Here is a 25,173-nt window from a genome sequence, read left to right as displayed (position 1 = left end):
CCCCGGGCTTCAGGTCGCGGTTCCCGCCTCCGCGGCGGAAGGACCGAAGGTGATGGTGGCCACCACGCCGCGGGTGCCGTCCTGGCGCGGGCGCACGCTCACCTCCCAGCCATACAGGTCGCACAGGCGGCTGACGATGGACAGGCCGATGCCGGCACCCTGCGAGTGGCCGGCATGGGTGCCGCGGTAGCCGCGCCGGAACAGGCCGGCCGCGTCCTCCTCGCTCAGGCCCGGGCCGGTGTCCAGCACCTGCACCGCGCCCGGCAGCAGGCGCCCCACCACCTCGCCCCGCGGGGTGTACTTGTCCGCGTTGCCGATCAGGTTGCCGAGGGCCACCGACACGGCCGCCTCCGGCGCCTCCACGGTGAAACCGGCCTCGCGCCCCTCCAGGCGCAGCTGCAGCGGCTTGCCGCCGAGCTGGGCGCGGTGCGAGTCCAGCAGCTGCTCGGCCACCTTGACCACGTCGCTGCAGCCCTGGCCGCGCTCGTTGCGCGAGAGCAGCAGCAGCGAGCCGATCAGGTCGCTGCACTGCTGCTCGGCGCGCTGGATGCGCAGCAGGCGCGCGCGGGTGCGCTCGTCCAGGTCCGGGCGCGAGAGCAGCAGCTCCACCGCACCCTTGATCACCGCCAGCGGCGTGCGCAACTCGTGGCTGACGTCGGCGTTGAACTCGCGGTCGCGCCGCACCACCTCGGTCAGGCGCGCCGCGTAGTCGTCCAGGGCCTCGGCCAGCTGGCCGACCTCGTCGTCCGGAAAGTGCGGCGCCAGCGGTTTGGGATCGCTGCTGCTGCGGTAGGCGCGCAGGCGCGCGGCCAGGTCCGACACCGGCCGCATCACCCGCGACGCCGACCACCAGCCGATCAGCAGCGACAGTCCGGAGAACAGCACCACCGCCGCGTACAGGGTGCGCTTGAGCTGGGTCTGGCTGCGCTGGGTCTCGGTCAGGTCGTAGGCCAGGTAGAACCAGGCGTCCGGCGCCTTGCGCACCGCCAGCTTGTAGGCGTAGGGCTTGCCGTCCACGTCCCTGCCGGTGATGCCGTAGATGCCGTCACTCAGGTCCACCCACTCCGGGAAGTCGCGGCGCAGGCGCTCGCTGGCCGGCGAGAACACGTAGGCGCGGATCTGCTCCATCGGCACGGCCGGGTTGCCGCTCGGGTCGGAGTAGAACCGCCGCGCGTACTCGTCGATGTTGCGGTTCATCACGTCCTCGACCAGCTGGTTCTCCACGCGCTGGCGCGCGTAGTCGGTCAGGAACGCGAACAGGGCCGTCAGGCCCGTGCCCAGCAGCAGGAACGAGAGGATGATGCGGGTGCGCAGCCGCCGCCGGAAGCGGCGGCTCCGGCGCGGGGGCGGCGGGGAAGCCTCAGCTGCCGCCATCGGGAGCCGCGATGCGGTAGCCGATGCCGTGCCGGGTCTGGATGTAGGGGACGGCGAACGGCTTGTCCACGACGGCGCGCAGGCCGTGGATGTGCACGCGCAGGGAGTCCGAGTCGGGCAGTTCCTCGCCCCAAACCCGGGTCTCCAGCTCCTGGCGGGTGACCACGGCCGGCGAGGCCTCCATCAGCGCCTGCAGGATCTTCAGCGCGGTGGGGTTGAGCTGCAGCAGCTTCCCTTCGCGGCGCACCTCCAGGGTATCCAGGTTGTATTCCAGGTCGCCGACGGTCAGCACCCGGGTCTGCACGCCCTTGCCGCGCCGGGCCAGGGCGTTGAGCCGGACCTCGACCTCCTGCAGCGCGAACGGCTTGATCAGGTAGTCGTCGGCGCCGGAGTCGAAGCCGGCCAGCTTGTTCTCCAGGCTGTCGCGGGCGGTGAGCATCAGCACCGGGGTCTGCTTGCGCGCCTCGTTGCGCAGCTTGCGGCAGACCTCGATGCCGTCCATGCCCGGCAGGTTCAGGTCCAGGACGATGGCGTCGAAATCGTGGACCACGGCCAGGTGCAGCCCGGTGACGCCGTCGGCGGCGAAGTCCACGGTGTGGCCGCGGTCCTCGAGGTAGTCGCCGAGGTTGGCGGCGATGTCGCTGTTGTCTTCGATGACCAGGATGCGCACGGGCGGCTCCGGCTGGGTTGTCTGGTTCAGTTCGGTTCCCGGGCCCGGGTCGCGGCGCGCTGGATCTCGTCCAGGGCGACCTGCGACTCCTCGCGCGCCCGGCGGCGCTCGGCCACCGTCATGCAGCGGTTGGTGGGGCGGTGCGAGCCCCCCCGGGTCTCGCGCCTGCACACCAGGCGGCTGTCCTCGCGGGCCCCGGCCAGGAGGGTGTTGACCAGCTCCTGGTGGTTGAACACTTCGATCCTGTCGGCCTCGGAAAGTTCCGCGACCGGCCGGCCGGCCAGCAGCTCCACCATCCGGTCCAGCGAGGCGAGCACCCGCCGGCGGTTGTCCGGGGTGATCTCGGCGTAAACCCTGCCCTCCTGCAGGGCCTGCAGGATCGCCGTCCGCTGCACCTCGAACGGCGTGGCCACGTCCAGTCCCTTCTCGGGCGGGAACCCCTCCCCGGCGACGGCCGCGGCCTGGGCGCCGGCAGCCAGTGCCAGCAGGGCGAACGCGAGCAGCTTCCTCATTGCCACCTCGGAGTCCATCTCAATGGCGCGCGCGCCGGTTGCCCGATTCTGCCGGGGCCCGCGTGAGCGGGCAAACACGTGACCGGCGGTGCGGACGGCGGACAGAAAAAGGCCCAGACGGCAGCACACCGCCTGGGCCCAACGTTGTTGCCCCGATTACCGTATCTCTCGCTGCTTCCGGAAGCGCGGCGCTCCCGGCTGACGAAGGAGCTGCGGTCCGGGGAAGCCTAAGCCCGGCTCGATTAAGGGGGTGTTAAACGGCGCCGTCTCACACCCTGTGAGACGCCTTGAACTACCGTTCAATTTATTGATTCTTCTTGGCTTTTTCGGCCACGTAATCGATGATCGCGCCGGCCACGTCGACCCCGCAGGCACCTTCCACCCCCTCCAGCCCGGGGGTCGAATTGACCTCCAGCACCAACGGGCCGCGCGCCGAGGCGACCAGGTCCACTCCCGCCACGCCCAGGCCCAGCGCGCGCGCCGAGCGCACCGCCACCGCCCGCTCCTCCGGGCTGGCCTCGGCCGCGCTGGCCTGGCCGCCACGGTGCAGGTTGGAGCGGAACTCGCCCTCCGGGGCCTGCCGGCGCATGGCTGCCACCACCCGGTCGCCGACCACCAGGCAGCGCAGGTCCGAGCCGCCGGCCTCGGCCACGAACTCCTGGACCACGAAGTTGGCGTACAGCCCGCGCAGCGCCTCGACCACAGCGCGCGAGGCGGACGCCTTCTCCGCCAGCATCACCCCGGCGCCCTGGGTGCCCTCGGTGAGCTTGATCACGTGCGGCGGCGGGCCCAGCAGCGAAAGCAGGTCCTGGGTGTCGTCCGGGTTGTCGCCGAACACCGTGGTGGGCAGGTCGATGCCCTGCGCGGCCAGGATCTGGTGGGTGCGCAGCTTGTCGCGGGCGCGCAGGATGGCGTCGGACGGGTTGGGGCTGTAGCTGCCCATCAGCTCGAACTGGCGCAGCACCGCGGTGCCGTAGCGGGTGATGGACGTGCCGATGCGCGGGATCACCGCGTCGTAGCCGGACACCGGCCGGCCCTTGTAGTGCATGGCGAAGCCGCCGGGGGCGATGCGCATGTAGCAGCGCAGCGGGTCGAGCACACGCACCGAGTGGCCGCGGGCGCGGGCGGCCTCGACCAGGCGCCGGGTCGAGTACAGCGAGCCGTTACGGGAGAGGATCGCCAGCTTCATGCCGCCGTCGGGACGCCGCGCCTGGAAAGCGAAACGCCGCGTCGGGACGCGGCGTTCCGGGAAAATGGAGCGGGTGATGGGAATCGAACCCACGTTAGCAGCTTGGGAAGCTGCAGTTCTACCATTGAACTACACCCGCGCGGTCCAAGAGTCTATGGACGCGGGAGCCGCGGCGCAACGGTCCCCCCGCCGCGCCGCGGGCGCCGTTCAGAAGCGGCCGGACAGGCTCAGGAACACCCCGGTGTCCTGCCCGCCCTGGCGGCCGAGCGTGCTGCGCAGGCCCACGTCGGCGTCCAGGCCGAACAGGCCCAGGCGCGCGCCCAGCACCGCGGTGCCGTAGTCGTCGTCGATGCCCAGACCCGGCACGGCGTACTCGATGTCCGGCAGGGTCTGCAGGCGGGCGAAGGCCTGCTCCGGGGCGTCCTTGAACTCGTGGTCCCAGGTCAGGCGGGCGTACGGGGACAGCGCCTGGCCGTGGATCATGACCTGCCAGCCCAGGCTGCCGACCAGCGAATCCAGCTCCTGGTCGCCGAAGGCCAGCGCGCTGGAGGAGCGGTTGCCCTCGGTCCAGCCGTCCACCTCCACCTTCTGCCACAGCAGGCTGGCCACCGGGCCGTGGCGGACCACGCCCTCGCCGAACAGGTAGCCGCCGGACACGCCCACCGCGGTGTTGGTGCCGTCGGTGGAGCCGCCGTGGTGGCGCACCGCCTTGCCCATCTGCACGCGGCGGTCCACGTCGATGTCCAGGCGGGTGTAGCTGACCTGGCCGTTCACCCAGGCGCGCTCGCCGTACCAGCCGGCGAAGCCGCCGAGGGTGGTGCCGGCCTGCTCGAAGCCGCCGCGGCGGCCGCCGAAGTCGGCGTCCATGCGGCCGTAGCCGAGGAAGCCGCCCCACACCAGGCCGCTGCCGTTGCTCCAGTCCACGCCGAACAGGCCGGCCGGGGCCAGGCCGTCGTACAGGTCGGCATGGTCGTAGCGCTGGTTGTCGGCGCGCAGGCCGCCCCACCAGCGGGTGCCGGCCTCCGGACGGCCGGCGACGTGGCCGGCCACCTGTTCGGCGCGCGAGCGGCCGATGACGGCGGCCGAATGCGGAATGATCGCCGCCAGGCGCGGACCCTCCAGCACCGAGATGGCGTAGTCGGCCAGCACCTCGTGCGCCGCCCCGGTGGGATGCACGCCGTCGGCGAACAGGTAGGTGTTGCCGGCGTCCGGGCTCACGTAGGACGGCGGCATGCAGGTCAGCGAGCTGCTGCCCGGCGGCTGGCAGGCCGCGTCGGTCACATTGCGCAGGCCGAACTCGGCCGGGTTGGCCACGACCTCGCGCAGCATGGTGTAGGTGTCCAGCGGGATCACCCGGTACCCGGCCTGGGCCAGGGCGCCGTACATGGCGCTGTTGTAGTTGGCCGACAGCTGGCTGAGGGCGGCCTGGCCGACCGGACCGGCCGCGCGGGCATCGGGCGTCAGGCCCATGTCCGGCAGGCTCGGCACCAGCACGTAGCGGGTACCGGCACCCTGCAGCGTGCCGACGATCCGGACCACGCCGCCCACGGCCGTGGCGATGGTCTCGGCGGCCGGTTCCGTGCCGGCGGCCACGGCGAACAGGTCGTTGGCGCCGGTCCAGACGGTGTACAGCGCGTCCGGATCGGCGCGGCCGCCGTGGGCGGCCAGGTAGGCGCCGACCTGGGCCAGGGTGGATTCGGCCGGGCCGTTCTGCACGGTCACGCGCGAGCCGCCCTGGGCGTAGTTGTCGCCGCCCTGATTGGCGGTGCGGCCGTTGCCGCCGAAGTACTTGGCCAGGTGTTCGGCCCACACCCAGGACGGGTTGGTGGTGAACTTGCCGGTCACCGGGCGTGCCTCGGCCGGGATCTGGGACTGGAAGTGGCCCGAGTCGGTCAGGCTGTCGCCGAAGAAGACGGTGCCGGAGTACTCGCCGGCGAAGGCCGGGGTGGCCGCCAGGGCCAGGGCGACGGCGAGCGCCGAACGGTGCGGACGCAGGGTCATGGATTCTCCTTTGTGGGGCCGGTGGCGCGCCGGGGGCACGCCGCGTACGGCCGCGGATGGTCCCAGATCAGGCCGGCGCCGTTCACGCTGCGCTGCGGCAACGCGCGCCCGGTGCCACAATAGGCGCCATGGAGATCGCACTGAACGGAGAACCGCGCACCCTGGAACCCGGCACCACCGTGGCCGCCCTGCTCGAGCGCGAGGGCCTGGCCGGCCGCCGCGTGGCGGTGGAGGTCAATGGCCGGATCGTGCCGCGCGGCGCCCATGCCAGCCACGCGCTGCAGCCCGGCGACCGGGTGGAGATCGTGCACGCCCTGGGCGGCGGCTGAGCCCGCGGCTACCCCGGCACCGCCACGCCGGGCCATAATCGCGTGATGAACACCACGCCCCCACGCGATCCGCTGGTCATCGCCGGCCGGACCTTCCGTTCGCGCCTGCTCACCGGGACCGGCAAATTCAAGGACCTGGAACAGACCCGCCTGGCCACCGAGGCGGCCGGCGCGGAAATCGTCACCGTCGCCATCCGCCGCACCAACATCGGCCAGAACCCCGGCGAGCCGAACCTGCTCGACGTGCTGCCGCCGGAGAAGTACACCATCCTGCCCAACACCGCCGGCTGCTACACCGCCGAGGAGGCGGTGCGCACCTGCCGCCTGGCGCGCGAGCTGCTGGACGGCCACAACCTGGTCAAGCTGGAGGTGCTGGGCGACCGGAAGACCCTGTACCCGGACGTGGTGCAGACGCTGAAGGCGGCCGAGATGCTGGTGGCCGACGGCTTCGCCGTGATGGTCTACACCTCCGACGACCCGATCGTGGCCCGCCAGCTGGAGCAGATCGGCTGCGTGGCGGTGATGCCGCTGGCCGCGCCGATCGGCTCGGGCCTAGGCATCCAGAACCGCTACACCCTGCTGGAAATCATCGAGAACGCCAGGGGGCCGGGGCTGGTGGACGCCGGTGTGGGCACCGCCTCGGACGCGGCCATCGCCATGGAGCTGGGCTGCGACGGCGTGCTGATGAACACCGCCATCGCCGGCGCGAAGGACCCGGTGCTGATGGCCAGCGCCATGCGCAAGGCGGTCGAGGCCGGGCGCGAGGCGTTCCTGGCCGGCCGTATCCCGCGCAAGCGCCACGCCAGCGCCTCCTCGCCGGTGGACGGCCTGATCGAATGAGCCGGGCGCGCCGCCGGCCGGCGGCGCCCCGCCCTGCCCGGGGAGGCGGCCACGCCGCCGCATGGACTGAAACGACGTGAGCAAGACGCCACCCAAACCCTATACGGTCGAGGAAGGCCGCCGCGCGGTGCGCAGCTTCGTGCTGCGCCAGGGCCGCTTCACCCCGGCCCAGCAGCGCGCCTTCGACGAGGCCTGGCCGCTGTTCGGCCTGGAGTACACCGGCCGGCCGCGCGACCTGGACGCGGTGTTCGGCCGCAGCGCGCCGAAGGTGATGGAGATCGGCTTCGGCAACGGCGAGGCGCTGCGCTTCGCCGCGCGGCAGGACCCGGACCGCGACTACATCGGCCTGGAGGTCCACGCTCCCGGTGTGGGCCGGCTGCTCAACGCCCTCAAGGCCGACGGCAGCCACCACGTGCGCGTGTACCACCACGACGCCGTGGAGGTGCTGCGCAACGAGATCGCCGATGGCGCCCTGGACGAGGTGCGCATCTACTTTCCCGACCCCTGGCACAAGAAGCGCCACCACAAGCGCCGCCTGGTGCAGCCGGAGTTCGCCGCCCTGCTGGTGCGCAAGCTGCGGGTGGGCGGGCGCCTGCACCTGGCCACCGACTGGCAGGACTACGCCGAGCACATGTGGGACGTGCTCGACGCCACCCCCGGCCTGGTGAACCGCGCCGGCCCGCGCGGCCACGTGCCCCGGCCGGAATGGCGCCCGGAGACCCATTTCGAGCGGCGCGGCCTGCGCCTGGGCCACGGGGTCTGGGACCTGCTGTATGACCGCGTCGCCCTGCCGGAGCTAAACTCGCCGGGAACATGAGCCACGGACCCGACGCCGGCAGCGCAGCCCCCCGCCGCATGCGGCGTTCCACCGCCACGCCATAAGGACCTGCGGCGCCAATGGAATCCGGCCTGACCCTGACCAACGACATGCGCCTGGTGCTGGGCCTGGTCGGGTTCACGATGGCCATGTTCGTGTTCGACCGCATCCGCGCCGACCTGGTGGCGCTGGTGGTCCTCGTGGTCCTCGGCGTGACCGGTCTGATCGCGCCGGAGGAGATCTTCAGCGGCTTCTCCGGCAACGCGGTCATCAGCATCATGGCCACCATGGTCCTGGGCGCGGGTCTGGACCGCACCGGCGCGCTCAACCGCCTGGCCGCCTGGCTGCTGCGGCGCGGCCACGGCATCGAGCAGCGGCTGCTGCTGATGACCTCGGCCATCGCCGGCCTCAACTCCTCGTTCATGCAGAACCCGTCGGTGATGGCGCTGTACCTGCCGGTCGCCTCGCGTCTGGCCTCGCGTACCGGCCTGGCCCTGTCGCGGCTGCTGCTGCCGATCTCGGCGGCCATCGTCATGGGCGCGGCGCTGACCATGGTCGGCAACTCGCCGCTGATCCTGCTCAACGACCTGCTGGTGTCGGCCAACGCCAACCTGCCCTCGGGCATGGCCACCCTGGAGCAGCTGCCGATGTTCGCGCCGGCGCCGGTGGGCATCACCCTGCTGGTGGCCTCGCTGCTGTACTTCCGCTTCTACGGCAACCGCAAGCTGGCCGAGCTGGAGACCGCGGCCGGCGGGGAGAACGTCACCCCCGCGCGCACCGACAGCTACTTCGCCCGCACCTACGGCATCGAGGGTGACGTGTTCGAGCTGACCGTCACCACCGAGAGCCCGCTGGTGGGCATGACCGTGGCCGAGGCCGAGTCGCTGCACGACGCGCCGCTGCTGCTGGCCCTCAAGACCGGCAACGACACCCGCCTGGCGCCGCCGGCGGACATGCGCATCTGGGTGGGCAGCGTGATGGGCGTGATGGGCCCGCGCCAGCAGGTCGCGGACTTCGCCCAGAACCAGTTCCTGCGCATGTCCTCGCGCCTGCGCCACCTCGGCGACCTGTTCAACCCGGCGCGCGCCGGCATCTCCGAGGCGGTGGTGCCGCCGACCTCGCGCTTCATCGGCAAGAGCGCGCGCGAGCTGCGCCTGCGCCACAGCCACGGCATCAGCCTGCTGGCGATCAACCGCGACAAGCAGGTCATCCGCGAGGACGTGCGCTCGGTGCCGCTGCGCGCCGGCGACATGCTGGTGTTCCACAGCTTCTGGCAGGACCTGGCGCGCGCGGCCGAGAGCCGCGACTTCGCCGTGGTCACCGACTACCCCAAGGGCGAGCAGCGCCCGCACAAGTTCAAGATCGCCATGGCGATCTTCGCGGCGACCATCGCCATCGCCCTCACCGGCAAACTGCCGGTGTCGCTGACCCTGATGACCGGCGTGGCCGGCATGCTGCTGGCCGGCGTGCTGAAGATGGACGAGGCCTACGCCGCCATCAACTGGAAGACGGTGTTCCTGACCGCCTGCCTGATCCCGCTGGGCTGGGCCATGGACAGCAGCGGCGCGGCCGCCTGGGTGGCCGGCAACACCCTGGAACGGCTGCCGGAGGGCACGCCGCCGTGGGTCCTGCAGGTGGTGGTGGCGCTGCTGACCACCGGCTTCTCGCTGGTGATCAGCCACGTGGGTGCGACCATCGTGATGGTGCCCATCGCCATCAACCTGGCCCTGGCGGTGGGCGGCGATCCGACCGCCTTCGCCCTGGTCGCGGCGCTGTCGGCCTCCAACAACCTGATGACCGCCTCCAACCCGGTGATCTCGATGATCACCGGCCCGGCCGGCTACACCTCGCGCCAGCTGTGGCGCGTGGGCGGTCCGCTGTCGCTGCTGTACACCGTGATCGCGGTGAGCGTGGTCAACCTGATGTTCTGGGGCCGCTGAGCCGGCTCAGGCCTCCGCCAGCCACACCTGGCCATCGCGCACCGCCACCGGCACCGCGCGCAGCGCGTCGCCGCGGCACGGTCCGGCCACGCACTGGCCGCCCTCCAGCTCGAAGCTGGCCCCGTGTGCGGCGCACACCAGCTGGCCCTCGCGGCTGAGCAGGAACTTCCCTGGCGCCCAGTCCAGGCGGCGCCCGGCATGCGGGCAGACGTTGAGCCAGGCCCGCACCGCCGCGCCGGCGCGGTGCACCACCAGCGACTCGGTTTCCCCGTCCAGCACCGCGTCCACGGCCACCAGGCCGCCGTCGGGAATCGCCTCCAGGCTGACCAAGGGCGGCGCGTTTAACGAACTCATCACAACCTCGACAGGCTTCCGGCCGATACTGCCGGCCACCCCGCCATTCTGGCACGGCAGCTCCCATGCAATTCCGCTCCTTCCGCTTCCACACCACCCGGCTGCACTCCCTGTTCGCGGCCCCGCGCAAGCCGCGCTCGCCGCTGGTGCGCCTGGCCCTGGGGCTGGTGGGCGTGGTGCTGCTGGCGTGCCTGGTGGTGGTGGGCCTGTTCGTCGGCACCGCGATGGTGGCCGGCGGCCTGGCCTGGAAGCTGCTGCGCCGCGGCGGCGGCTCGCCGGTGCGCAACGGCGCCCAGGTGGTGGACGCCGAGTACCGGGTGCTGCGCAAGCCGGTGCTGCCGGCCTCGCGCTGAGGGCCGCAACGCGTAGACTGTCCGGCCCGTTCCTCCGGCCGGATACCCCAGATGACCGACGACGTGATCCCCGCTCCGTCCGTCCCGCGCGTCCCGGTGCGCGGCGGCGGCCAGTTCCCCGTGCGCCGCATCTACTGCGTGGGCCGCAACTTCGCCGACCACGCCCGCGAGATGGGCGCCGCGGTGCCGGGCAGCAAGGCCGAGCGCGGCACCCCGGTGTTCTTCATGAAGCCGGCCGACGCCGTGGTGGTGGACGGCGTGGTGCCGTACCCGCCGGCCACCGCCGACCTGCACCACGAGGTGGAGCTGGTGGTGGCCATCGGCGCCGACGCCCCGGCCGGCGTGCTGCCGGTGGAGCAGGCTCAGGCACTGGTGTTCGGCTACACCGTGGGCCTGGACCTGACCCGGCGCGACCTGCAGGCCGCGGCCAAGGCCAAGGGCCTGCCCTGGGACACGGCCAAGGGCTTCGACCACTCCGCGCCGGTGGGCGAGCTGGTGCCGGCCGCCGCGGCCGGCGCGCTCGACGGCCGGGTGCTGGAGCTGGAGGTCAACGGCCAGCCGCGCCAGCGCGGCTCGCTGGACGACCTGATCTGGAACGTGCCGGAGATCCTGCACGAGCTGTCCAGGCTGTACGCACTGCGCGCCGGCGACCTGGTGTTCATGGGCACCCCGGCCGGAGTGGCCGCGCTGCGACCCGGTGACGCCTTCGCCGCCAGCCTGGACGGCATCGCCACCCTGCACGGCCGCGTCGCCGCCTGATCGCCGCCCGCGCCCGGCGCGGGTTACGCTTCGCGCCCGTGCCGCGGGCACCCGTAGACAGAGAAGGAGAACGAGATGGGCATGATCAGCGAGTTCAAGGAATTCGCCATGCGCGGCAACGTCATCGACCTCGCCGTGGGCGTGGTGATCGGCGGCGCCTTCGGCAAGATCGTCACCGCGCTGGTGGACAAGGTCATCATGCCGCCGCTGGGCTGGCTGATCGGCAACGTCGACTTCTCCGACCTGGCCTGGACCCTCGCGCCGGCGCGCGTGGCCGCCGACGGCAGCGAGATCCCGGCGGTGGTGATCGGCTATGGCGAGTTCCTCAACACCGTCATCCAGTTCCTGATCGTGGCCTTCGCCATCTTCATGCTGGTCAAGGGCGTCAACCGCCTGGCCCGTCGCCGCAAGCAGGAAGAGGAAGCCCCGGCCGCGCCGCCGGAGCCGAGCGAGGAAGTGCTGCTGCTGCGCCAGATCCGCGACGCGCTCAAGCGCTGAGGCACGGCCCCGCCGCTCCCGTGACCAGGTGCACGGGAGCGGCCGCGGGCGCTTTGCTAGGCTTCGCGGAATCCCAACCCGGAGCCGGAGCCCGCATGCCACGCCTCGCACTGCTTGCCGCCGCCCTGTTCGCCTGCTGCGCGCACGCCGCGCCGAAGGAAACCCGCATCCCCGCCCCGGCCCTGGAAGCGGCCGCGCAGCTGCGCGAGCGCGCCCTGGCCGACGCTACCGCCTGGCAGGTCACCGAGTCGCTGACCACCGAGATCGGCCCGCGCCTGGCCGGCAGCGAGGCCGACGCGCGCGCCGTGGCCTGGGCCCAGGCCAAGTTCCGCGAGCTGGGTTTCGACAAGGTCTGGACCGAGCCGGTCACCTTCCCGAAGTGGGAGCGCCGCGCCGAGAGCGCGCAGGTGCTGGGTCCGCACGCCCAGCCGCTGGCGGTGACCGCGCTGGGTGGCAGCCCCGGCGGCACGGTCGAGGGCGAGGTGGTGCGCTTCGCCGACCTGGCCGCGCTGGAGGCCGCGCCGGAAGGCTCGCTGGCCGGCAAGATCGCCTTCGTGGACTACCGCATGGAAGCCGCGCGCGACGGCCGCGGCTACGGCCCCGGCGGCGCGGTGCGTTCGCGCGGCCCGTCGCTGGCCATCCGCAAGGGCGCGGCCGGTTTCCTGATGCGCTCGGCCGGCACCGACAGCCACCGCTTGCCGCACACCGGCATCACCCGCTTCGACGAGGGTCTGGAACCGGTGCCCTCGGCCGCCCTGGCCAATCCCGACGCCGACCAGCTGGCGCGCCTGCTCGAGCGCGGACCGGTGCGCGTGCGCCTGGCCCTGGACTGCGGCTGGGACGGCACCTACACCTCGTACAACGTGATCGGCGAGATCACCGGCCGCAGCCGCCCGCAGGAGGTGGTGCTGCTGGGCGCGCACCTGGACTCCTGGGACCTGGGCACCGGCGCGGTGGACGACGCCGCCGGCATCGGCATCACCATGGCCGCCGCGCACCTGATCAGGCAGATGCCGCGGCGCCCGGCGCGCAGCATCCGGGTGGTGGCCTACGCCAACGAGGAGCAGGGCCTGCTGGGCGGGCGTGCCTACGCCGAGCGCCACGCCGGCGAGGCCGCGCGCCACGTCCTGGCTGCCGAGAGCGACTTCGGTGCCGGCCGCGTCTACGCCTTCAACACCGGCGCGCCGGAGCACGCGCGCAAGGCCACCGAGCAGATCGCCCAAGCGCTGGCCCCGCTGGGCATCGAGTACGCGCCCGGCGAGGGCGGCCCGGGCCCGGACATCGGCCCGCTGGCGGCCAGGGGCGTGACCTGGGCCTGGCTGGCGCAGGACGGCAGCGACTACTTCCACCTGCACCACACCGCCGACGACACCCTGGACAAGGTGGACCCGGAGGCGCTGGCGCAGAACGGCGCCGCCTGGGCGGTGTTCGCCTGGCTGGCCGCCGAGGCCGAGGGCGATTTCGGCAGCCACGTGGCCACCCCGGCCAGGTGACCCCACGGCGCGCCACGGACGGCGCGCCCGGCATGCACTGCGCCCCTGCAGACAGCACGTACGCGGCGACCCGGCCGCCGCATCCGCTGCCCGCGCCAAGCACCACCCCAACCGGAGCGGCACGCACGCACCATCGATACGGGGGCAGGCGACGCGACCGGATGCCCCGTCGCGTCGCCGCCGGTGCGGCTCCTACAGGCGGTCCCCGCGCGCGGCCCACTGCGCCAGGAACACCGCGGTGGCGGCGGCCACGTTGAGGCTCTCCACCGCACCGGTGCCCGGGATCGAAAGCCGCAGGTCGCAGGCCGCGGCCAGCGCCGGATCCATACCCTCGCCCTCGGCGCCCATCACGTACACCAGCCGCGCCGGCAGCGGCGTGGCGAACAGGTCCGCGCCCTCGCGCACCACCGTCGCCGCCCGGCTGAAGCCGGCCCGGCGCAGCCGCGCCAGCGCAACGGCCACCTCGTCCAGGCGCACCAGCGGCGCCGCCTCGGCGCCGCCCTCGGCCGCGCGCGCGGCGGCGCCGGACACGGCCAGGGCGGACTGCGGCGGCAACAGCACCGCCGCGCCGAAGTGCGCGGCCGAGCGCAGGATGGCGCCGAAGTTGTGCGGGTTGCCCACGCCGTCCAGCCATATCGCCAGTGCCGGTCCGGCCGGCAGCGCCTGCAGCCAGGCCTGCAGCGGCAGCGGCGCCGACCTGAGCACGTCGGCCACCACGCCCTCGTGGTGGGTGCTGCCGGCCAGCCGGTCCAGGTCCTGCGTGTCCACCACACGGTAGCCCACCCGCTGGCGCACGCACCAGGCCAGCAGCGGCTTGAGCGCGGGGATGCGCGCCTCGGCCAGGTACAGCTTGCGGATGGCCTGCGGGCGGCGCTCGAACACCGCGCGCACCGCGTTCAGGCCGTACAGGCGCACCTCCTCAGTGCGCGCGGCCGGCGGGCGCGGCGGCGGGGACGCCCGCCGCGGGGCGCCGCCGGTCCCGCCACGGGGCGGCATGCGGCGCTCCCCGGCGGCCATCTCAGCCCTGCCGCTTCCAGAAGTCGGCGTTGCGGATGCCCAGCGCGTCCGGATCGAACACCGGGTCCACGCCCAGCTTCTTCTGCCGCTCGTAGTCACGCAGGGCCAGCAGCGCCGGCTTCTGCAGGATCAGGATGGCGATGATGTTGAGCCAGGCCATCACGCCCACGCCGATGTCGCCCAGGGTCCAGGCCGTGGCGGCGTTGTGGTAGGCGCCGAACACGACCATGCCGATGATGCCGACGCGCAGCAGGAAGGTCGCCAGCGGATGCGTCTTGCGCACGCCGGCCAGGTAGGTGAGGTTGGTCTCGGCCATGTAGTAGTAGGCCATGATCGTGGTGAAGGCGAAGAAGAACAGCGCCAGCGCCACGAAGCCCGCGCCCCAGCCCGGCAGCACCGACTCGACCGCGGCCTGGGCGAACTGCGCACCCTCGGAGGGCAGCAGGCCCGGCACGCCGGTCACCACCGCCTCCAGCTTCTCGGCGCCGTCCTCGACCACCACGCGGAAGGTGTTGTACATGCCGGTGGACAGCAGCAGGAAGGCGGTGGAGGTGCACACCAGCATGGTGTCGAAGTAGATGGCGAAGGCCTGCACGAAGCCCTGCTTGGCCGGGTGCGAGACCTCGGCGGCGGCGGCCGCGTGCGGGCCGGTACCCTGGCCGGCCTCGTTGGCGTAGACGCCGCGCTTGACGCCCCAGGCCACGGCCTGGCCGATGATCGCGCCGAAGGCGGCGTGCGCGCCGAAGGCGCTGGAGAAGATGTCGGCGAACATGCGCGGCACCTTCTCCAGGTTGAACAGCATCACCAGCACCGCCATCAGGATGAAGGCGGCGGCCATGAACGGCACCACCAGCTCGGCGAAGGCGGCGATGCGCTTGATGCCGCCGAAGATGATCAGTGCCAGCAGGCCGGCCACGGCCAGGCCGACCCACAGCTTCAGCCAGGGCGTGCCGCCCAGCGAATCGCACAGCGCGGCCTGGCTGCCGCACAGGACGTTGCTGGCGCTGTCGGCGATGGCATTGGCCTGCACGCCCGGCATCAGGAAGCCGGCGGCGACGATGGTGGCTACCGCGAAGACCATGGCGTAGGCCTTCAGGCCCATGGCCTTCTCGATGTAGTAGGCCGGGCCGCCGCGGTAGCGGCCCTCGGCGTCCTTCTCCTTGTAGATCTGCGCCAGGGTACACTCGACGTAGGAGGTGGAGGCGCCCAGCAGGCCCATCACCCACATCCAGAACACCGCGCCCGGGCCGCCGTAGCCGATGGCGGTGGCCACGCCGGCGATGTTGCCGATGCCCATGCGCCCGGCCATGGAGATGGCCAGGGCCTGGAACGAGGACACGCCGGCCTCGGACTTCTGCCCGCCGACGGTCAGCCTGCACATCTCGGGGAAGCCGCGCACCTGCATGAAGCGGGTGCGGAAGGAAAACCACAGGCCGGCGCCAAGGCACAGCGCGATCAGGGCATCGCTCCAGATGATGCCGTTGATGGCATTGATGATGGATTGCACTGGCTCCCCCAGATGATGAAAACGCCCCGCGGCGGGGCGGTCCGATTCTCTACCAATTGGCCGGCGGCGGAAAACCCGCGTTCCGCCCCGCGGGCGGCCGAACAGGCGCACGTCGTGCGTGCCGTCCATCCCGGCACGGCGCACCGCACGCCCTCCTCCGGAAACCGTTCTTCGGCGGCACCCGGGCTGGGGCCGGGGGCCGTCCAGCACGGTGCCGCCAGGCTGCCCGCCGCCGGCGGCGCGGGACGAAGCCGGGGCCCTGCCGCCGAACCGCGTCCGGGCACCCCGCCTCAGCCATGGCCGCCCACCGGCGGGGTCTGCCGCTCCAGCGCCTCCAGCTCGCGCGCCACCGCCTCCGGCGAGCGGGTGAACGGCGCCAGCAGCGCGTAGAACGCCGGCACCACGTACAGGGTCAGCAGCGTGGCGAAGCTGACGCCGAAGATCACCACCACGCCGATGGTCGCGCGGCTGGCCGAGCCGGGGCCGCCGGCCACCACCAGCGGCACCGCGCCCATCACCGTGGCCGCGGCGGTCATCAGGATCGGGCGCAGGCGCACCGCCGAGGCCTCGGCGATGGCCGCGACCACGCTGCGACCCTCGTCGCGCAGCTGGTTGGCGAACTCCACGATCAGGATGCCGTTCTTGGCCGCCAGGCCCACCAGCATGACGATGCCGATCTGGCTGAACAGGTTGAGCGTGCCGCCGGTCACCCACAGGCCGATCAGCGCGCCCAGCACCGCCAGCGGCACGGTGAGCATGATCACGAACGGGTGGATGAAGCTCTCGAACTGTGCGGCCAGCACCAGGTACACCACCAGCAGCGCCAGGGTGAAGGTCACCACGATCGCGCCACCGGCCTCCTGGTACTCGCGCGACTCGCCCTTCCAGTCGATCTGCGCGTAGTCCGGCAGCTCCTCGGCCGCCACCTGGCGGGTCCAGGCCAGCGCCTCGCCCATGGTGTAGCCGGGCGCCAGGCCGCCGCTGATGGTGATGGCGCGCAGGCGGTTGAAGCGGTTGAAGGTGCCCGGCTCGGCGATCTCGGTCAGGGTCACCAGGTTGGACAGCGGCACCAGCGCGCCGCCGCGGCCGCGCACGTAGGTGTTGGCAAGGTCGGCCGGCGAGGCGCGGCGCTCACGCCCGGCCTGCACCATCACCTCGTACTCCTCGCCGTTGTCCACGAAGGTGGTCACCCGGCGCGAGCCCATCATGGTCTCCAGGGTGCGGCCGATCTCCTGCACCGACACGCCCAGGTCGGCCGCGCGCTGGCGGTCGATGACCACGCGCATCTGCGGGCGGGTCTCCTTGTAGTCGGTGTCGATGTCCACCAGGCCCGGGTTCTCGGCGATGCGCGCCAGCATGCGGTCGCGCCACTGCACCAGCTCCTCGTAGTCCGGGCCGCCCAGCACCAGCTGGTAGCGCTGGCCGCGGCTGCCGACCAGGCCGCCGGGCAGGTTCACGCGCGCCTGCACGCCCGGCAGCCGGGCGAACTCGCGGCGCAGCTGCGCAGCCACCTCCTCGGTGCTGACCGTGCGCTCGCGCCAGTCCTGCATGAACACCACCACCTGAGCGGTGTGCATCTCCTCGCCGCCGCCCCAGCCGCGCGGGGCCCGCGAATTGGCGCGCTGGATCGGCTGGTCCTCGCCGGTGTGCGCGGCGATGATGCTCTCGACCTGCTGGAGCTGCTCGACGGTGTAGTCGAAGCCGGCACCCTCGGGCGCGTCCACCATCACGAAGAAGCGGCCACGGTCCTCGGCCGGGGCCAGCTCGCTGGGCACCTTCCAGAACAGCAGCGCGGTCAGCGCCAGGCACGCCGCCATGGCCAGCACCACCATCAGCAGCACGCGCCGTGGCGGCAGTGCCACCAGGCGCGCCACCTGGCGCCCGTAGCCGGCACTCAGGCGCGCGAGCTGGCGGTTCATCCAGGCGTTGAAGCCGGACTGGCGCGCGTGCGGGCGCACCAGCTTGGAGCACATCATCGGAGTCAGGGTCAGGGCCACGAACGCCGACAGCGCCACCGCGGTGGCCAGGGCCACCGACAGCTCGCGGAACAGGCGGCCGGTGTTGCCCTCCATGAAGCCCACCGGCAGGAACACCGCCACCAGCACCGCGGTGGTGGCGATCACCGCGAAGGCCACCTGCGCGGTGCCGCGGCGCGCGGCCACCAGCGGCGGCTCGCCCAGGTCGGCGCGCCGCTGCACGTTCTCCAGCACCACGATGGCGTCGTCCACCACCAGGCCGATGCACAGCACCAGGGCCAGCAGGGTGAGCAGGTTGATGGAGAAGTCGAACGCGTACAGGCCCATGAACGCGGCGATCACGCACACCGGCACGGTCACCGCCGGGATCAGCGCCGCGCGCAGGCTGCCCAGGAACAGCCAGATCACCGCCACCACCAGCACGATGGCCTCGACCAGGGTCCAGTACACGCGCTTGATCGAGGCGTCGATGAACACCGTGCTGTCGTAGGCCACGAAGATGTCGGTGCCCTCCGGCAACGACTGCTGGATGCGCTCGGCCTCGGCGCGCGCGGCGCGGACCACGTCCAGGGCGTTGGCGGTGGAGGTGCGGACGATGCCCAGGCCGACGTTGGGTACGCCGTTGCTACGCAGGTAGGAACGGCGCTCCTCCGGGCCCAGCTCGACGGTGGCCACGTCGCCCAGGCGCACCACGTAGCCGTCCGCGCCCTTGCGGATCGGCAGCTGGGCGAACTGCTCGGCGCTGCGGTAGCCGCGCTCCACGCGCAGGGTGAAGTCGCGCGCCTCCGACTCGAGGCGGCCGGCCGGCAGCTCGACGTTCTCCGCGCGCAGGGCCGCCTCCACGTCGCTGGCGGTGATGCCGCGCGCGGCCATGGCGTCGCGGTCCAGCCAGATGCGCATGGCATAGCGCTGGCTGCCGCCCAGCTGCACGCGGGCCACGCCATCCAGCGAGGACAGCCGGTCCACCACGTAGCGCTCGGCGTAATCGGTCAGCTCCAGCGTGTCCATGGTGGTGGAGCGCATGTTGAGCCAGAGGATGACGTCGGCGTCGGCCTCGACCTTGGCCACCTCGGGCGGGTCGGCCTCGTCGGGCAGGCGGTCCATCACCCGGCTGACACGGTCGCGCACGTCGTTGGCCGCGGCCTCGATGTCGCGGGTCAGGCGGAACTCGATGGTGACGTCGGCGCGGCCGTTGCGGCTCTGCGACTGGATGGTGTTGATGCCCTCGATGCCCGACAGCGCGTCCTCGAGGATCTGGGTGATGCGGGTCTCCACCACCGCCGCCGAGGCGCCCGGGTATCTGACCTGCACCGAGACGATGGGCGGGTCGATGTTGGGCAGCTCGCGCAGGGTCAGCCGGGTGAACGACATCACGCCCAGCACGATCAGCAGCAGGCTGATCACCACGGCCAGCACCGGCCGCCGGATCGACAGGTCGGACAGCTTCATGGCTTCAGTCCCGCGCCGCCGCCGGGGCCCCGGCCTGGGCCTCGGCCACCTTCATCCCGGGACGCACCTTGCCGGTGCCGTGGACCACGATGCGGTCGCCGGCGGCCAGGCCCTCCACGATCTCCACCTGGCCGTCGCGGCGCACGCCGGTGCGCACCGGCACCTGCTGCACCCTGTCCTCGGCGTCCACGCGGTACACGTAGGAGTCGCGGCCCATCTGGGTCACCGCGATCTCCGGCACCACCAGGGCCTGGCGCTCGGGCCGGAACAGGTGCACTTGCAGCAGCATGCCCGGGCGCAGCAGGCGTTCGGGGTTGTCGAACACCGCGCGCACGGTGACCGCGCGCGTTTCCGGGTCCACCCGTGCGTCCACGGTCTCGACCACGCCGCTGAATTCCCGGTCCGGCCAGGCCGCGGCGGTGGCCACCACCCGCGCGCCCGGGACCATGGCCGCCAGCGCCGTCTCCGGCACCTGGAAGTCCACGTACATGCGCGAGATGTCGTCCAGGGTGGCGATCACCGTGGAGGGGGTCAGCAGCGCACCGGGGCTGATCCGGCGGATGCCCAGCACGCCGTCGAACGGGGCGCGCACGTGACGGTCGCGGATGTCCGACTGCATCTGCCGCACGCGCGCGGCGGCGGCGTCACGGGTGGCGCGCTGGGTGTCCAGGGTCTGGCGCGAGACCAGCTGCTGGGCGGCCAGGCCCTCCAGCCGGCGCAGCTGCTGCTCGGCCTCCTCATAGGCGGCCTGGGCCTCGCGCAGCGCGGCCTCCTGGGCCTCGCCGCGCAGGGTCACCAGCGGCTGGCCGGCGCGCACCTGCTGGCCGCTCTCGAAGTGCACCTGCTCGACGATCTCGCTGACCTTGGCGGTCAGCTCCACCGACTCCCGGGCGCGGGCCGTGCCCAGGGCCTGCACCGTGTCGCTCCAGGCCACCGGCTGCACGGTCCGGGTGGTGACCGTCACCGCGGACGGGGCCCGCGGGCCGGACGCCTCGCGGCTGCATGCGGCAACCGCGATGGCGGCCGCCAGGACCGCGCCCATGGCCAGGAAACGTGACGACATCGAAACCCTCGGGACTGCAACCATGACAAACCACCGAGTCTAGCCGGGGCCGCCGGCGCCCGGATGTGCCGATGGTTGACATGCGCCGCCGCACGGGGGCGGGACCAAGCCCGGCAAACGCCGGCGCATGGTCGCAGGGTCAGGCGGGAGGCGTGACGCCGCCGTGTCCGTCCAGGTCCAGGGCCGCCAGGACCTGCTCCACCAGCGCCTCCGGCGGGGCGGTGGCGTCCAGGTGCAGCTCCGGCCGCTCCGGCGGCTCGTAGGGGGAGCTGATGCCGGTGAAGTTGGGGATCAGGCCGGCGCGGGCCTTGCGGTACAGGCCCTTGGCGTCGCGCGCCTCGGCCACCTCCAGCGGCACGTCCACGAAGACCTCGATGAACTCGCCGGGGGCGAAGCGCTCCCGCGCCATCCGGCGCTCGGCCCGGAACGGGGAAATGAAGCTGACCAGCACGATCAGGCCGGCGTCGGTCATCAGCCGGGCCACCTCGGCCACGCGGCGGATGTTCTCCACCCGGTCCTCGTCGGTGAAGCCCAGGTCGCGGTTCAGGCCGTGGCGCACGTTGTCGCCGTCCAGCACGAAGGTGTGGTAGCCCATCGCGTGCAGGCGCCTGTCCACCAGGTTGGCCAGGGTGGACTTGCCGGCGCCGGACAGGCCGGTGAACCACACCACCTTCGGCACCTGTCCCTTGAGCCGGGCGCGCGCGGCCCGGTCCACGTCCAGGTGCTGCCAGTGCACGTTGCTGGCCCGGCGCAGGGCGAAGTCCAGGGTGCCGGCGCCGACGGTGTCGTGGCTCTGCCGGTCGATCAGGATGAAGCCGCCCAGGGTGCGGTTCTCCCGGTACGGGGCGAAGGCCACCGGCGCCTCCAGCGCCAGGTTGCAGTAGCCGACCTCGTTCAGCTCCAGGCGCTTGGCCGCCAGCCGCTCCTGGGTGTCCACGTCCACCCGGTGCTTGATCTCGCTGATGCTGGCGGCCACGGTGCGGGTGCCGATCTTCAGCCAGTACGGCCGGCCGGGCAGCAGCGGCGCCTCGCCCATCCACAGCACGTGCGCGGCGAACTGGTCGGCCACCTGCGGCGGGTCGCCGGCGGCGGCGAGCGCGTCGCCGCGGCCCACGTCGATCTCGTCGGCCAGGGTCAGGGTCACCGCCTGGCCGGCACGGGCGCGCGGCAGCGGGCCGTCCGGCCCCAGCACCGCGGCCACCCGCGAGCGCCGGCCGGAGGGCAGCACCACCACCTCGTCGCCCGGGGCCACGCTGCCGGCGGCGATGGTGCCGGCGAAGCCGCGGAAGTCCTGGTGCGGGCGGTTGACCCCCTGCACCGGCAGGCGCCGCGGGCCGGCGTCCGCGGCGCCGCCCGCCTCCACCGACTCCAGGTGCTCCAGCAGCGCCGGACCGTCGTACCAGGGCGTGTTGGGCGAGCGTGCAAGCAGATTGTCGCCCTCCAGCGCCGACAGCGGGATGGCCTGGACGTGCGGGATGCCCAGCTGCGCGGCCAGCGCGCGGTAACCGGTGGCGATGGCCTCGAAGGTGGCCTGGTCGTAACCGACCAGGTCCATCTTGTTGACCGCCAGCACCACGTGGCCGATGCCCAGCAGCGAGACGATGTAGCTGTGCCGGCGGGTCTGCGGCAGCAGGCCCTTGCGCGCGTCCACCAGCACCACCGCCAGGTCGGCGGTGGAGGCGCCGGTGGCCATGTTGCGGGTGTACTGCTCGTGGCCGGGGCAGTCGGCGACGATGAACTTGCGCCGCTCGGTGTCGAAGTAGCGGTAGGCCACGTCGATGGTGATGCCCTGCTCGCGCTCGGCGGACAGCCCGTCCAGCAGCAGCGCGTAGTCGATGCGCCCGCCCTGGGTGCCATGGCGGCGGCTGTCGGCCCGCAGCGCGGCCAGCTGGTCCTCGGGCACCCGGCCGGTCTCGTACAGCAGACGCCCGATCAGGGTGCTCTTGCCGTCGTCCACGCTGCCGCAGGTGATCAGGCGCAGCAGCGGGCGCGCCTCGTGCTGGCGCAGCCGCGCGGCCAGGCCGCCGGCCGCTTCCGGTGCGGTGGCGTCGGCGCCCATCAGAAGTAGCCCTCCTGCTTCTTGCGTTCCATCGAGGCGGACGGATCGTGGTCGATCCCCCGGCCCTGGCGCTCGGAGGTGGTCGCCTCCAGCATCTCGGCGATGACCTTCTCCAGGGTGTCGGCGCGCGACTCGATCGCGCCGGTCAGCGGATAGCAGCCCAGGGTGCGGAAGCGCACGCTGCGCAGCCGCGGCACCTCGCCCGGGCGCAGCGGCAGGCGCTCGTCGTCCACCATGATCAGCGTGCCGTCGCGCTCGACCACCGGCCGTGGCGCGGCGAAGTACAGCGGCACCACCGGGATGCCCTCCCGGTAGATGTACAGCCACACGTCCAGCTCGGTCCAGTTGGACAGCGGGAACACACGCACGCTCTCACCCTTGTGGATGCGCGTGTTGTAGAGGTTCCACAGTTCCGGGCGCTGGCGCCGGGGGTCCCAGCGGTGGTTGGCGTCGCGGAAGGAGAACACGCGCTCCTTGGCGCGCGACTTCTCCTCGTCGCGGCGCGCGCCGCCGATGGCCGCGTCGAAGCCCCACCTGTCCAGCGCCTGCTTCAGCGCCCGGGTCTTCATCACGTCGGTGTGCACGGTGGCGCCGTGGGTGATCGGATTGATGCCCTGGGCCAGGCCTTCCGGGTTGGTCCAGGTGCGCAGTTCGACCCCCGTTTCCGCGGCGCGGCGGTCGCGGAAGGCGATCATCTCGCGGAACTTCCAGCCGGTGTCCACGTGCAGCAGCGGGATCGGCGGTCGCGCCGGCGCGAAGGCCTTCAGCAGCAGGTGCAGCAGCACCGAGCTGTCCTTGCCCACCGAATACAGCAGCACCGGGTTGCGGAACTCGGCCGCGACCTCGCGCAGGATGTGGATGCTTTCCGCTTCCAGGCGATCGAGGTGGGAGAGGGGGGCTGGGCTCATTCGGCTCGGTTCGTGTATGCCGCGGCGACCCGTGGGCTGGCGGCCGGCGGAGCGGGCCATCCGCCAGGCCGGCCAGTATCCGGGCGCGCGGTCACGTCCGGAAATAAGGCCAGAGTATAAGCCAATAACCACGCGCCGTTTCTGTGGCGGCGCGCGCCTGCATAGGATCGATGCCCCGTCGAAGCCGACGCTTCCGCCAGGCCGCCCGAGATGACCGCCGCGCCCACCGCGCTGCCCAGTCCGCTGGACGAGACCCGCCGTGCCCTGCTGGCCCGCCTGGTCGACGGGCTGGACGCCCCTTCGCTGTGGTGGCTGTCCGGCTACGCCGCCGGCCTGGCCCAGGGCCACGGCGCGCCGCAGCTGGCGGTGCTGCCGGGCGGCGCGGCACCGGCCACGGCGGCGCAGTCCGGCGCGCGCCTGACCGTGCTGTACGGCACCCAGACCGGCAACGCCCGCCGCGAGGCCGAGAAGCTGGCCCAGGCGGCGGAAGCGGCCGGCCTGGCGGTGCGTCTGGTCCGCGCCGACGCCTATCCGGCGCGCGAGCTGGCCGGCGAGCGCCTGCTGTACATCGTCATCAGCACCCAGGGCGAGGGCGACCCGCCGGACGATGCGGCCGGCTTCGCCGAGTTCCTGTTCGGCAGGCGCGCGCCGAAGCTGCCGGAGCTGAAGTACGCGGTGCTGGGCCTGGGCGACAGCAGCTACGCGGACTTCTGCGGCATCGCCCGGCGCATCGACGCGCGCCTGGCCGAGCTGGGCGCGCAGCGCGTGGCCGAGGCCGCGCTGGCCGACCTGGACATCGACACCGTGGCCGCACCCTGGCGCGAGCAGGTGCTGGCCCGCGCCGGCGAGCTGTTGCAACGTGCGCCGGCACCGGCGGTGCCGCCGGCCACGGTCACCCCGCTGCGCCCCGCCGCGGCCCGGTCGCGCGAACGCCCGCTCCCCGCCGAACTGCTGGCGCCGCAGCGGATCCCCGGGCGCGCCTTCCGCGGCACCGGCTTCCGCCGCTACGCCGGGCCGGACAAGGACGTGCGCCACCTTGAGCTGTCGCTGGAGGGTTCCGGCCTGGCCTACGCGCCGGGCGATGCCCTGGGCATCGTCCACCGCAACCCGGCGCCGCTGGTGGAGGCCGTGCTGCAGGCCGCGCGCCTGGACGGCAACACGCCCGTCACGCTCGGCGGCGAGACTCTCCCCCTGCACGAGTGGCTGGCCGCGCGCCGCGAGCTGACCCGGCTGTCGCGCCCGTTCCTGGCCGCGCACGCCGAGCGGTCCGGGGCGCAGGCGCTGCGCCGGCTGCTCGACCCGACCCAGCCTGCCGGCCGGGCGGCGCTGCTGGCCGACCACCAGCTGGTCGACCTGCTGCGCCGCTGGCCGGCGGATTGGGACCCGACCGCCTTCGTCGAGGCACTGCGCCCGGCCGCGCCGCGCCTGTACTCCATCGCCTCCAGCCGCAAGCACGTGGGCGAGGAGGCACACCTGGCGGTGGACGTGGTCCGCTACCACGCCCACGGCCACGACCACACCGGCGCGGCCAGCGCCTTCCTGGCCGCCCTGGAGGAAGGCGCGCGGGTGCCGGTGTACCTGGAACCCAACGAACGCTTCCGCGTCCCGGCCGACGGCAGCGTCGACATGATCATGGTCGGCCCCGGCACCGGCGTGGCCCCGTTCCGCGGCTTCCTGCAGGAGCGCGCCGAGACCGGCGCCAGCGGGCGCAACTGGCTGTTCTTCGGCGCGCGCCACTTCGAGACCGGCTTCCTGTACCAGGCCGAGTGGCAGGACGCGCTGCGCCGCGGCCTGCTGCACCGCCTGGACCTGGCCTTCTCCCGCGACCAGCCGGGGCGCGTCCACGTGCAGGACCGCATGCGCGAACACGGCCGCGAGCTGTGGAGCTGGCTCGAGGGCGGCGCGCACCTGTACGTGTGCGGCAGCGTGGCCATGGGCCGCGACGTGCACGCCGCGCTGCTGGAGATCGTGGCCGCGCACACCGGCGGTGACGCCGAAGCCGCCGCCGAACACCTCGCCGCCCTGCAGGCGGCCGGCCGCTACAGCCGCGACGTCTACTGAGCCG

Annotated in this window: 21 protein-coding genes and 1 tRNA gene; 9 read left to right on the top strand and 13 right to left on the bottom strand. The window is 72.8% G+C overall.

Features of this window, described 5'->3' with window-relative positions; translation table 11 throughout:
• Positions 1-9: 9 nt before the first annotated feature.
• The 6 genes from CR938_RS01655 to CR938_RS01630 form a co-directional block, all read right to left on the bottom strand.
• Positions 10-1,374 (bottom strand): sensor histidine kinase, encoded by a 1,365-nt coding sequence (locus tag CR938_RS01655; protein ID WP_162123343.1) that lies wholly within the window; start codon positions 1,372-1,374, stop codon positions 10-12.
• Entirely contained in the window at positions 1,361-2,044 is a 684-nt protein-coding gene (locus CR938_RS01650) for a response regulator transcription factor (protein WP_162123342.1), read from the bottom strand. Before CR938_RS01650 ends, CR938_RS01655 begins: the two co-directional genes overlap by 14 nt.
• 26 nt (positions 2,045-2,070) lie before the next feature.
• Positions 2,071-2,556, bottom strand: a complete 486-nt coding sequence (locus tag CR938_RS01645) for a hypothetical protein (RefSeq protein WP_162123341.1) — start codon at positions 2,554-2,556, stop codon at positions 2,071-2,073.
• Positions 2,557-2,860: 304 nt separating this feature from the next.
• A complete protein-coding gene (gene rimK, locus CR938_RS01640; protein ID WP_162123340.1) occupies positions 2,861-3,745 on the bottom strand; it encodes a 30S ribosomal protein S6--L-glutamate ligase in 885 nt (294 codons plus the stop codon).
• A 65-nt stretch (positions 3,746-3,810) separates the two neighbouring features.
• Positions 3,811-3,884 (bottom strand) — tRNA-Gly (locus tag CR938_RS01635).
• A 68-nt stretch (positions 3,885-3,952) separates the two neighbouring features.
• Positions 3,953-5,746: an autotransporter outer membrane beta-barrel domain-containing protein gene (locus CR938_RS01630; protein ID WP_162123339.1), complete on the bottom strand. Its 1,794-nt coding sequence runs from the start codon at positions 5,744-5,746 to the stop codon at positions 3,953-3,955.
• A gap of 128 nt (positions 5,747-5,874) precedes the next feature.
• Between CR938_RS01630 and thiS the strand changes: the two genes are divergently transcribed.
• From thiS to CR938_RS01610, 4 genes are all read left to right on the top strand, one after another.
• Entirely contained in the window at positions 5,875-6,075 is a 201-nt protein-coding gene (gene thiS / locus CR938_RS01625) for a sulfur carrier protein ThiS (protein WP_162123338.1), read from the top strand.
• A gap of 45 nt (positions 6,076-6,120) precedes the next feature.
• Positions 6,121-6,915: a thiazole synthase gene (locus CR938_RS01620; RefSeq protein WP_162123337.1), complete on the top strand. Its 795-nt coding sequence runs from the start codon at positions 6,121-6,123 to the stop codon at positions 6,913-6,915.
• A gap of 76 nt (positions 6,916-6,991) precedes the next feature.
• Positions 6,992-7,732, top strand: coding sequence for a tRNA (guanosine(46)-N7)-methyltransferase TrmB (trmB, locus tag CR938_RS01615; RefSeq protein WP_162123336.1), 741 nt, complete (start codon positions 6,992-6,994; stop codon positions 7,730-7,732).
• 80 nt (positions 7,733-7,812) lie between these two features.
• Positions 7,813-9,672, top strand: a complete 1,860-nt coding sequence (locus tag CR938_RS01610) for an SLC13 family permease (protein WP_162123335.1) — start codon at positions 7,813-7,815, stop codon at positions 9,670-9,672.
• A 6-nt stretch (positions 9,673-9,678) separates the two neighbouring features.
• Here the strand turns inward: CR938_RS01610 and CR938_RS01605 are convergent, their stop codons facing one another.
• Positions 9,679-10,026: a Rieske (2Fe-2S) protein gene (locus CR938_RS01605; protein WP_162123334.1), complete on the bottom strand. Its 348-nt coding sequence runs from the start codon at positions 10,024-10,026 to the stop codon at positions 9,679-9,681.
• A 65-nt stretch (positions 10,027-10,091) separates the two neighbouring features.
• Between CR938_RS01605 and CR938_RS01600 the strand changes: the two genes are divergently transcribed.
• The 4 genes from CR938_RS01600 to CR938_RS01585 all read left to right on the top strand — a co-directional run bounded on the left by CR938_RS01600 (position 10,092) and on the right by CR938_RS01585 (position 13,129).
• On the top strand, positions 10,092-10,379 hold the full coding sequence (locus tag CR938_RS01600) for a hypothetical protein (RefSeq protein WP_162123333.1): 288 nt from the start codon (positions 10,092-10,094) through the stop codon (positions 10,377-10,379).
• Positions 10,380-10,430: 51 nt separating this feature from the next.
• A complete protein-coding gene (locus CR938_RS01595) occupies positions 10,431-11,138 on the top strand; it encodes a fumarylacetoacetate hydrolase family protein (RefSeq protein WP_162123332.1) in 708 nt (235 codons plus the stop codon).
• A 75-nt stretch (positions 11,139-11,213) separates the two neighbouring features.
• The gene (gene mscL / locus CR938_RS01590) at positions 11,214-11,636 is read left to right on the top strand and encodes a large-conductance mechanosensitive channel protein MscL (protein WP_162123331.1); all 423 of its coding nucleotides are present in this window, start codon (positions 11,214-11,216) and stop codon (positions 11,634-11,636) included.
• Positions 11,637-11,731: 95 nt separating this feature from the next.
• The gene (locus tag CR938_RS01585; RefSeq protein ID WP_162123330.1) at positions 11,732-13,129 is read left to right on the top strand and encodes a M28 family peptidase; all 1,398 of its coding nucleotides are present in this window, start codon (positions 11,732-11,734) and stop codon (positions 13,127-13,129) included.
• Between the two features lie 192 nt (positions 13,130-13,321).
• On the opposite strand, the gene CR938_RS01580 is transcribed toward CR938_RS01585, so the two are convergent.
• The 6 genes from CR938_RS01580 to cysD form a co-directional block, all read right to left on the bottom strand.
• Complete coding sequence (locus CR938_RS01580; RefSeq protein ID WP_343038552.1) at positions 13,322-14,125, bottom strand: TrmH family RNA methyltransferase; 804 nt, start codon at positions 14,123-14,125, stop codon at positions 13,322-13,324.
• A 22-nt stretch (positions 14,126-14,147) separates the two neighbouring features.
• Positions 14,148-15,653, bottom strand: coding sequence for an alanine/glycine:cation symporter family protein (locus CR938_RS01575; protein ID WP_162123328.1), 1,506 nt, complete (start codon positions 15,651-15,653; stop codon positions 14,148-14,150).
• A gap of 290 nt (positions 15,654-15,943) precedes the next feature.
• On the bottom strand, positions 15,944-19,078 hold the full coding sequence (locus CR938_RS01570) for an efflux RND transporter permease subunit (protein ID WP_162123327.1): 3,135 nt from the start codon (positions 19,076-19,078) through the stop codon (positions 15,944-15,946).
• Positions 19,079-19,082: 4 nt separating this feature from the next.
• Positions 19,083-20,141, bottom strand: coding sequence for an efflux RND transporter periplasmic adaptor subunit (locus CR938_RS01565; protein WP_425502400.1), 1,059 nt, complete (start codon positions 20,139-20,141; stop codon positions 19,083-19,085).
• A 139-nt stretch (positions 20,142-20,280) separates the two neighbouring features.
• Positions 20,281-22,200, bottom strand: coding sequence for a sulfate adenylyltransferase subunit CysN (gene cysN / locus CR938_RS01560; protein ID WP_162123325.1), 1,920 nt, complete (start codon positions 22,198-22,200; stop codon positions 20,281-20,283).
• Positions 22,200-23,108 (bottom strand): sulfate adenylyltransferase subunit CysD, encoded by a 909-nt coding sequence (cysD, locus tag CR938_RS01555; protein WP_162123324.1) that lies wholly within the window; start codon positions 23,106-23,108, stop codon positions 22,200-22,202. Before cysD ends, cysN begins: the two co-directional genes overlap by 1 nt.
• 210 nt (positions 23,109-23,318) lie before the next feature.
• On the opposite strand from cysD, the gene CR938_RS01550 reads away from it, so the two are divergent.
• Positions 23,319-25,169, top strand: a complete 1,851-nt coding sequence (locus CR938_RS01550) for an assimilatory sulfite reductase (NADPH) flavoprotein subunit (protein WP_162123323.1) — start codon at positions 23,319-23,321, stop codon at positions 25,167-25,169.
• The last annotated feature ends 4 nt before the right edge of the window (positions 25,170-25,173 follow it).

Source organism: Pseudoxanthomonas taiwanensis, assembly GCF_010093135.1.
Lineage (GTDB): Bacteria > Pseudomonadota > Gammaproteobacteria > Xanthomonadales > Xanthomonadaceae > Pseudoxanthomonas > Pseudoxanthomonas taiwanensis.
This window is presented reverse-complemented; position numbering and strand designations above follow the sequence as displayed.